This is a genomic window from Pseudomonas citronellolis, from assembly GCF_029335315.1.
Taxonomy (GTDB): Bacteria; Pseudomonadota; Gammaproteobacteria; order Pseudomonadales; family Pseudomonadaceae; genus Pseudomonas; species Pseudomonas citronellolis_A.
Map to the genome: position 1 here is coordinate 1 of NZ_JARJLT010000194.1, position 8,363 is coordinate 8,363.

Annotated in this window: 8 protein-coding genes; 2 read left to right on the forward strand and 6 right to left on the reverse strand. The window is 68.4% G+C overall.

The window, feature by feature from the left end:
- Positions 1-133 precede the first annotated feature (133 nt).
- Both P3W75_RS15075 and P3W75_RS15080 read right to left on the reverse strand, forming a co-directional pair.
- Positions 134-2,278, reverse strand: a complete 2,145-nt coding sequence (locus P3W75_RS15075; protein ID WP_276228165.1) for a 3-hydroxyacyl-CoA dehydrogenase NAD-binding domain-containing protein — start codon at positions 2,276-2,278, stop codon at positions 134-136.
- 142 nt (positions 2,279-2,420) lie between these two features.
- Positions 2,421-3,626, reverse strand: a complete 1,206-nt coding sequence (locus tag P3W75_RS15080) for an acetyl-CoA C-acetyltransferase (protein WP_276228166.1) — start codon at positions 3,624-3,626, stop codon at positions 2,421-2,423.
- 356 nt (positions 3,627-3,982) lie between these two features.
- Between P3W75_RS15080 and P3W75_RS15085 the strand changes: the two genes are divergently transcribed.
- Both P3W75_RS15085 and P3W75_RS15090 read left to right on the forward strand, forming a co-directional pair.
- Complete coding sequence (locus P3W75_RS15085; protein WP_276228171.1) at positions 3,983-4,171, forward strand: hypothetical protein; 189 nt, start codon at positions 3,983-3,985, stop codon at positions 4,169-4,171.
- A gap of 129 nt (positions 4,172-4,300) precedes the next feature.
- Positions 4,301-5,101, forward strand: coding sequence for a c-type cytochrome (locus tag P3W75_RS15090; protein ID WP_276228167.1), 801 nt, complete (start codon positions 4,301-4,303; stop codon positions 5,099-5,101).
- Between the two features lie 95 nt (positions 5,102-5,196).
- On the opposite strand, the gene P3W75_RS15095 is transcribed toward P3W75_RS15090, so the two are convergent.
- The 4 genes from P3W75_RS15095 to ssuD all read right to left on the reverse strand — a co-directional run bounded on the left by P3W75_RS15095 (position 5,197) and on the right by ssuD (position 8,296).
- A complete protein-coding gene (locus P3W75_RS15095) occupies positions 5,197-5,412 on the reverse strand; it encodes a TOBE domain-containing protein (protein ID WP_084310092.1) in 216 nt (71 codons plus the stop codon).
- A 46-nt stretch (positions 5,413-5,458) separates the two neighbouring features.
- Complete coding sequence (gene ssuB / locus P3W75_RS15100; protein WP_276228168.1) at positions 5,459-6,268, reverse strand: aliphatic sulfonates ABC transporter ATP-binding protein; 810 nt, start codon at positions 6,266-6,268, stop codon at positions 5,459-5,461.
- Complete coding sequence (gene ssuC, locus P3W75_RS15105) at positions 6,265-7,053, reverse strand: aliphatic sulfonate ABC transporter permease SsuC (protein WP_276228169.1); 789 nt, start codon at positions 7,051-7,053, stop codon at positions 6,265-6,267. Before ssuC ends, ssuB begins: the two co-directional genes overlap by 4 nt.
- Positions 7,054-7,147: 94 nt before the next feature.
- Positions 7,148-8,296: an FMNH2-dependent alkanesulfonate monooxygenase gene (gene ssuD, locus P3W75_RS15110; RefSeq protein WP_276228170.1), complete on the reverse strand. Its 1,149-nt coding sequence runs from the start codon at positions 8,294-8,296 to the stop codon at positions 7,148-7,150.
- Positions 8,297-8,363 lie beyond the last annotated feature (67 nt).

An 8,363-nucleotide genomic window follows, 5' to 3' on the forward strand; every position in this document is an offset into this window, starting at 1 on the left:
CTCCCCAGCCCCCTCCCTTCAGGGAGAGGGCTGGGGAGAGGGAGCGGAGCCGATCCCAGGCACCGCGCTCTCCGGCAGACTCCCGTTCGCGAGCAAGAACTAGGCGTCCCCCTCGCTCCTACACCAAACCCATTCAGAAAATCTCGTTGCGCAACGCCTTGTCCAGCAACAGCGCCGGCGGTTCGAAGCGTTCGCCGTACTGCTCGGCCAGGTACTGCGCGCGGGCGATGAAGTCCTGCAGGCCGTACTGGTTGATGAACTGCAGCGCGCCGCCGCTCCAGGCGGCGAAGCCGATGCCAAAGATCGAGCCGATGTTGGCGTCGGCGACCGATTTCAGCACGCCCTCCTCCACGCAGCGCACCGTCTCGATGGCCTGGACGAAGAGGATGCGGTCGCGCACGTCTTCGGCCGGGATCATCCCGTCGGCCTTCTCGAAATGCTGTTTGAGCCCCGCCCAGAGATGCTTCTTGCCATTCGCCGGGTACTCGTAGAAGCCACCGCCGGCCGCCTTGCCCGGACGCTTGTACTCGTTGAGCATCAGGTCGACCACGGCGAACGCCGGGTGCTGCGGCAGCGCCTTGCCCTCGGCCTGCAGGTCCTTGCGGGTCTGCTCGCGGATGTGGCTCATCAGGCTCAGGGAAACCTCGTCGCTGATCGCCAGCGGGCCCACCGGCATACCGGCCTGGCGCGCCTGGTTCTCGATCATCGCCGCTGGCACGCCCTCGCCAAGCATGGCCAGGCCTTCGTTGGTGAAGGTGCCGAACACCCGCGAGGTGAAGAAACCGCGGCTGTCGTTGACCACGATCGGGGTCTTCTTGATCTGCAGGACGTAGTCGAAGGCACGGGCCAGGGTCGCGTCGTCGGTCTGCTCGCCGCGGATGATCTCCACCAGCGGCATCTTGTCCACCGGGCTGAAGAAGTGCAGGCCGATGAACTTCCGCGGCTGCGCCACGGCCTGGGCCAGGCCGGTGATCGGCAGGGTCGAGGTGTTCGAGGCGATCACCGCCTCGGGCAGCGCGGCGGCCTCGGCGGCGGCGGTGACCTTGCCCTTCAGCGCGCGGTCCTCGAACACCGCCTCGATGATCAGGTCGCAGCCTTCGAAGTCGGCGTCACTGGCGCTCGGCTTGATCCGCGCGAGGAAGGCGTCGCGCTTCTCGGCAGTCATCTGGCCCTTGCCGACTTTCTTCTCCAGCAACGCGGCCGAGTAGGCCTTGCCCTTCTCCGCGGCCTCGATGGAGACGTCCTTGAGCACCACCTCGATGCCGGCGGCGGCCGACACGTAGGCGATCCCCGCGCCCATCATGCCGGCGCCGAGCACGCCGACCTTCTTCGTCGCCGCCTGCGGGTAGCCCTGCGGACGCGACTTGCCGGCGTTGATCTCGTTGAGCTGGAACCAGAAGGTGCCGATCATGTTCTTCGCCACCTGGCCGGTGGTCAGCTCGGTGAAGTAGCGCGCCTCGATCAGCTGCGCGGTGTCGAAGTCGACCTGGGCGCCCTCGACAGCGGCGCACATGATCTTCTCCGGCGCCGGGAAGCAGCCCTTGGTCTTGTCGCGCAGCACCGAAGGGGCGATGGCGAGCATCTGCGCCACGTTCGGGCTCGACGGGGTACCGCCGGGAATCTTGTAGCCCGCGGTGTCCCAGGGTTGCTTGGCGTTGGGGTTGGCGGCGATCCACTCGCGGGCCTTGGCCAGCATGTCTTCGCGGCTGGCGGCGAGCTGGTGGATCAGCCCGGCCTTGAGCGCCTGCTCCGGGCGCACCTTCTTGCCTTCGGCGAGGTACGGCAGGGCCTTTTCCAGGCCGAGCAGGCGCACCATGCGCACCACCCCGCCGCCGCCGGGCAGCAGGCCCAGGGTGACTTCCGGCAGGCCCAGTTGCACGTGGCTTTCGTCCAGGGCGATGCGCTGCTGGCAGGCCAGGCAGATTTCCCAGCCACCGCCCAGGGCGGCGCCGTTGATGGCGGCCACCACCGGCTTGCCGAGGGTCTCCAGGCGGCGCAGCTGGCCCTTGAGCTCGAGCACGCCGTGGTAGAACTGCGCGGCGTCGGCCTTCTCGACCTTGATCAGCTCGTTGAGGTCGCCGCCGGCGAAGAAGGTCTTCTTCGCCGAGGTGATGATCACGCCGGCGATGGAATCCTTCTCGGCCTCCAGGCGGGCGATGGTGGCGCCCATCGCCTCGCGGTAGGCGCCGTTCATGGTGTTGGCGCTCTGGCCGGGCATGTCCATGGTCAGGAGGACTATGTTGTCCTCACCCTTCTCGTAACGGATGGCTTCGGTCATTTCTTCAATCCTTTTCGACGGCTGGCGCAGGGGCGCTGGTTTCTGGTTCCCCGCATTCGCGGGGATGACGATGGGGAGCACGGAACCTCTCCCGTCATTCCCGCGAGCGCGGGAACCCAGCCGGCGCAGCCCCTGCCCCGGCTCAGATTCTTTCAATGATGGTGGCGATGCCCATGCCGCCGCCCACGCAGAGGGTGGCCAGGCCGTAGCGCAGGTTGCGCCGCTCCAGTTCGTCGAGCAGGGTGCCGAGGATCATGCAGCCGGTGGCGCCGAGCGGGTGGCCCATGGCGATGGAGCCGCCGTTGACGTTGACCTTGCTCTCGGCCACGCCCATGTCCTTCATGAACTTCATCACCACCGAGGCGAAGGCTTCGTTGACCTCGAACAGGTCGATCTCGTCGACGCGCAGGCCGGCCTTGGCCAGGGCCTTGCGGGTGGCCGGCGCGGGGCCGGTGAGCATGATGGTCGGGTCGGTGCTGGTGACCGCGGTGGCGACGATCCGCGCGCGCGGCTTCAGGCCCAGCTCGCGGCCCTTGGCTTCGGAGCCGATGAGCATGGCGGCGGCGCCGTCGACGATGCCCGAGCTGTTGCCCGGGGTGTGCACGTGCTCGATGCGCTCGACATGGCTGTACTTGCGCAAGGCGCTGGCGTCGAAGCCCATCTGCCCCATCATCTCGAAGCTCGGCTTGAGCGCGCCGAGGCCTTCCAGGGTGGAATCCGCACGGATGAATTCGTCATGGTCGAGCAGGATCACCCCGTTCTGGTCGCTGACCGGCACCAGCGAGCGGGCGAACAGCCCCTCGGCGCGGGCCTTGGCGGCCTTCTGCTGGGAGCGCAGGGCGAAGGCGTCGACATCGGCGCGGCTGAAACCCTCCAGGGTGGCGATCAGGTCGGCGCCGATGCCCTGCGGCACGAAGCTGGTGTGCAGGTTGGTTTCCGGGTCCAGCGCCCAGGCGCCGCCGTCGGAGCCCATGGGCACGCGCGACATGGATTCGACGCCACCGACCAGCACCAGGTCCTCGAAGCCCGAGCGCACCTTCATGGCGCCCAGGTTGACCGCCTCCAGGCCCGAGGCGCAGAAGCGGTTGATCTGCACGCCGGCGACCTGCTCGTCCCAGTCCGCCACCAGCGCGGCGGTCTTGGCGATGTCGGCGCCCTGGTCGCCCACCGGGGTCACGCAGCCGAGGACGATGTCGTCGACCTGCGTGGTGTCCAGCTGGTTGCGCCGCTGCACCTCGCGCAGCAGGCCGGCCATCAGGTTGACCGGCTTGACGCTGTGCAGCGCGCCGTCCTTCTTGCCCTTGCCGCGGGGCGTGCGCACCGCGTCGTAAATCAATGCTTCGGTCATGGCGTTCTCTCGTGGAATGCTCGCTTGGCGTAGGTCACGCAGGCAGCGTGTGGGCTTACCTTAACCGCGCGGCGGCGGCCGGCAATGACCGGATCGCTCAGGCGCATTGACCGCCGCGCTCAGCCCGGGCGACCGGCGGCGGGCATCGCGAGCGCTCTGGCAAGCGCCGCCGCGCGGCGCCGGATGAACGGTCGAGGCGCGAGCCAGAGCCGTCACCGCCCTGTCATATAGATGGAATATGCCTGGAACCATAGGATTTGCTGCCAGATCGTCTAAGCCCGCGCCAGCCGGGGCTTAGACTGAAATTTCGCAGTGCCTATGGAACGCCGTTGCCGGGTCTTGCCGGGGCGGCCGGTATGCAAAGCCAAGGTCGCGACCACCCGACGCCGGGCCGTAAGAGCGCAACGGGGGCGGGCCAACAACAAGAAAGGCGGAAGGCCATCATGATGGATCAACAACCGAAGAAATGGCGGCAGGCAAGCCTGATCGTCTTCGTCACCACAGTGGTTCTCATCATCCCCAATCTCAGTCGCCTGGTCGGCTAGCCAATCGTCCGCCTGCCGCCGCGAAGCCGGCGCCGCCTTGTGCGGCCGCGGCCCTCGCGGCGCAGGCGGCAGTGCCGCTCGCCCACTTCCTCTGCTATGTTTCGGCAGCCACCCGCCGGAGCCCCTTTCATGCGCCTCATCCTGTCGCTGCTGATCCTGCTGTGCCCAGCCGCGTTCGCCGCCGAACTGACCCTGGAGCTGCCCTCCGGCAAGCGCACCCTCAGCAGCGCCGAACTGCTCGCCAACCCGCAGGCGCGACAGATAGAGATCAAGGACGACGTCTCCTACAAGCTCGACATGCACTACAAGGCCGTGCCCCTGGCGGCGCTGCTGGAAGGCGTCGACGGCCGCGACCATGTGCAGGCGGTGGCGCTGGACGGTTTCGCCGCCGAGCTGCCGGCCGCGCCGCTGCTGCAGAAGGACGGTGCGCGCGCCTGGCTGGCCATCGAGGACGAGAAGAAGCCCTGGCCGCCGCTGGCCGACGGCAAGCCCTCGGCCGGGCCGTTCTACCTGGTCTGGAGCGACCCCCAGGCCTCGGCCATCGGCCCCGAGCAGTGGCCGTTCCAGGTCAGCACCCTGCGCGTGCTGGACTCGGTGGAAATCCGCTTCCCCGCCCTGCTCCCGGCCAAGGACGCCAACCCCGACGTGCAGGCCGGCTTCGCCCTGTTCCAGAAGCACTGCCTGGCCTGCCACCGCCTCAACGGCGCCGGCGACGCGCAGTTCGGCCCGGACCTGAACCAGCCCTACAGCCCCACCGAATACTTCGCCCGGGACTTCCTCCCCGCCTACATCCGCGACCCGCAGAACCTGCGACGCTGGCCGCAGGCGAAGATGCCCGGCTTCAGCCCGGAGACCCTCTCCGACGGCGAGCTGGAGCAGTTGATCGACTACCTCAGGCACATGGCCGCGCGGCGCCAGGCGCTGATGTAAGGCGCGCGGCAACGCAAAAAGGCGGGCATCCCGGCAAGGACGTCCGCCTTTTCTTTGCACGCGAGGCACCCCCGTGTGGAGGCGCCCTCCTCGCCTCACAGCTTGGCGATGGAAACCTCGGTGGACTTCACGAAGGCGATCACTTCGCTGCCCACCGCCAGTTCCAGCTCTTTCACCGAGCGGGTGGTGATGACCGAGGTGACCACGCCGGCGGCGGTCTGTACGTCGATTTCCGACAGTACCGGGCCTTCGATGATTTCCTTCACGGTGCCTTTGAACTGGTTGCGGACGTTGATGGCTTTGATGGTCATGGCGTTTCTCCTAGGGGGAATTGGCGTAACGGGGATGAACGGTGGATCAGAGCGCCCAGCGCAGTTGCGTGGGCAGTGGGGATACGGGTTCGGGCTCCGGCGGCGGACCCGGCAGCGCCAGCACGCGGTCGAGCACCTCGGCCTCCAGCGCGGCCAGGCGCGCCGAGCCACGGGAGCGTGGGCGGGCCAGGTCGACCGTGAGGTCGAGGCCGATCTCGCCTTCCTCGATGAGGATCACCCGGTCGGCGACGGCGACCGCCTCGCTGACGTCGTGGGTGACCAGCAGCACGGTGAAGCCATGGCGCTGCCAGAGGCCTTCGATCAGCCGCTGCATCTCGATGCGGGTGAGCGCGTCCAGCGCCCCCAGCGGCTCGTCGAGCAGCAACAGGCGCGGCCGGTGGATCAGGGCGCGGGCCAGCGCCACGCGCTGTTTCTGGCCACCGGAGAGGCTGGCCGGCCACTCCTGGGCGCGGTCGGCCAGGCCTACCGCTTCCAGGGCTTCCAGGGCCTGCTTGCGCCAGTCGCCCTTGAGGCCCAGGCCGACGTTGTCGATCACCCGCTTCCACGGCAGCAGGCGGGCGTCCTGGAACATCAGGCGGGTGCCTTCACGAGCCTCCTCCAGCGGCGCGGCGCCGGCCAGCAGCTCGCCTTCGCTGGGGGCGTCGAGGCCGGCCAGCAGGCGCAGCAGGGTGCTCTTGCCGCAACCGCTGCGGCCGACGATGGCAACGAACTGGCCGGCGGGAATGCGCAGGTCGATGCCCTTGAGCACCTCGCGCTCGCCGAAGCGCTTGACCACGCCATTCAGCGCCAGGGGGATGCCCTGCTTGAGTTGTTGCGGTGCGCTGAGCGCGTTCATGCCGCACCTCCCTTGGTCTGATAGGCCGGGTGCCAGCGCAGCCAGACGCGTTCCAGGCCGCGGGCGGCGAGGTCGGCGAGCTTGCCGAGCACGGCGTAGAGCAGGATGGCCAGGACCACCACGTCGGTCTGCAGGAACTCCCGGGCGTTCATCGCCAGGTAGCCGATGCCGGCGCTGGCGGAAATGGTCTCGGCGACGATCAGGGTCAGCCACATGAAGCCCAGGGCGAAGCGCACGCCGACCAGGATCGACGGCAGCGCGCCGGGCAGGATCACCTGGCGGAACAGCGCGAAGCCGGACAGCCCGTAGCTGCGCGCCATCTCCAGCAGCCCCGGATCGATGTTGCGGATGCCGTGGTAGGTGTTCAGGTAGATCGGGAACAGGGTGCCGAGGGCGACCAGGAAGATCTTCGCCGACTCGTCGATGCCGAACCACAGGATCACCAGCGGGATCAGCGCCAGGTGCGGCACGTTGCGGATCATCTGCACCGAGCTGTCGAGGAAGCGCTCGCCCCATTTCGACAGGCCGGTGACCAGGCCCAGCGCCAGGCCGATGGAGCCGCCGATGACGAAGCCGACGGCGGCGCGCCAGGTGCTGATCGCCAGGTGCTGCCAGAGCTCGCCGCTCTTCACCAGCTGGTAGCCGGCCTCGAACACCGCGCTGGGCGCCGGCAGGATGCGGCTGGACAGGAAACCGCCCTCCACCGCGATCTGCCAGATCACCACCAGGGCGACCGGCAGGGCCCAGGGCGCCAGGCGCTGGGCCAACCGATTGGACACACTCATTTCAATACTCCGATTCTGCGTAGGGCGAATAACGCGCCAGCGTTATCCGCCGTCGGCGGATGAAGCGTTCCGCTTCATTCGCCCTGTCCTTCCTTCAACTCTGCGCGGCCTGCTTGGGCAGGATGTCGTTGGCCACCATCTCGCCGAACGGGCTGACGTAGCCGCGCGCCTCGGGCTGTTGCGGACGGGCGAGATCCAGGTGCGGGAACAGCAGTTCGGCGACCCGGTAGGACTCTTCCAGGTGCGGGTAGCCGGAGAAGATGAAGGTGTCGATGCCAAGCTCCGCGTATTCCTTGACCCGCGCGGCCACCGTCGGACCGTCGCCGACCAGCGCGGTGCCGGCGCCGCCACGCACCAGGCCGACCCCGGCCCAGAGGTTCGGCGACACTTCCAGGTTGTCCTTGCTGCCGCCGTGCAGGGCGGCCATGCGTTGCTGGCCCACCGAGTCGAAGCGCGCCAGGGAAGCCTGGGCGCGGTCGATGGTGTCCTGGTCCAGGTGGCTGATCAGGCGGTCGGCGGCCTGCCAGGCCTCGGCGTTGGTCTCGCGGACGATCACGTGCAGGCGGATGCCGAAGCGCACGCTGCGACCCTGCTTCGCGGCCTTCTCGCGGACCTGGGCGATCTTCTCGGCCACCGCGGCCGGCGGCTCGCCCCAGGTCAGGTACAGCTCGACCTGCTCGGCGGCGAGGTCCTGGGCGGCTTCGGAGGAGCCGCCGAAGTACAGCGGCGGACGCGGTTGCTGGATCGGCGGGTAGAGCAGCTTGGCGCCCTTCACCTGCAGGTGCTTGCCGTCGTAGTCGACGGTCTCGCCTTCCAGCACGCGGCGCCAGATGCGGGTGAACTCGACGGAAGCCTCGTAACGCTCTTCATGGCTCAGGTGCAGGCCGTCGCCGGCCAACTCGTCCGGGTCGCCGCCGGTCACCAGGTTGAACAGCGCGCGGCCGTTGGACAGGCGGTCCAGGGTCGCTGCCTGGCGCGCCGCCACGGTCGGCGAAATGATCCCCGGGCGCAGCGCGACCAGGAACTTCAGGCGCTGGGTCACCGGGATCAGCGAGGCGGCGACCAGCCAGGAGTCCTCGCAGGAACGCCCGGTGGGAATCAGCACCCCGCCGAAACCGAGGCGGTCGGCGGCCTGGGCCACCTGCTGCAGGTAGCCGTGGTCGACCGCGCGGGCACCCTCGGCGGTGCCAAGGTAGTGGCCGTCACCGTGGGTGGGAAGGAACCAGAAGATGTTGAGGCTCATCGCTATAACTCCAGATTGAGCGCGCCGGCGTGGCGTAGCCGCGCGATGATTTGCTAAGCGTTCGTAA

Bases quoted from the DNA above. Each gene is read 5' to 3' on its own strand.
- P3W75_RS15075 (WP_276228165.1), bottom strand. From the start codon at position 2,278: ATGACCGAAGCCATCCGTTACGAGAAGGGTGAGGACAACATAGTCCTC.
- P3W75_RS15080 (WP_276228166.1), bottom strand. From the start codon at position 3,626: ATGACCGAAGCATTGATTTACGACGCGGTGCGCACGCCCCGCGGCAAG.
- P3W75_RS15085 (WP_276228171.1), top strand. From the start codon at position 3,983: ATGCAAAGCCAAGGTCGCGACCACCCGACGCCGGGCCGTAAGAGCGCA.
- P3W75_RS15090 (WP_276228167.1), top strand. From the start codon at position 4,301: ATGCGCCTCATCCTGTCGCTGCTGATCCTGCTGTGCCCAGCCGCGTTC.
- P3W75_RS15095 (WP_084310092.1), bottom strand. From the start codon at position 5,412: ATGACCATCAAAGCCATCAACGTCCGCAACCAGTTCAAAGGCACCGTG.
- ssuB (WP_276228168.1), bottom strand. From the start codon at position 6,268: ATGAACGCGCTCAGCGCACCGCAACAACTCAAGCAGGGCATCCCCCTG.
- ssuC (WP_276228169.1), bottom strand. From the start codon at position 7,053: ATGAGTGTGTCCAATCGGTTGGCCCAGCGCCTGGCGCCCTGGGCCCTG.
- ssuD (WP_276228170.1), bottom strand. From the start codon at position 8,296: ATGAGCCTCAACATCTTCTGGTTCCTTCCCACCCACGGTGACGGCCAC.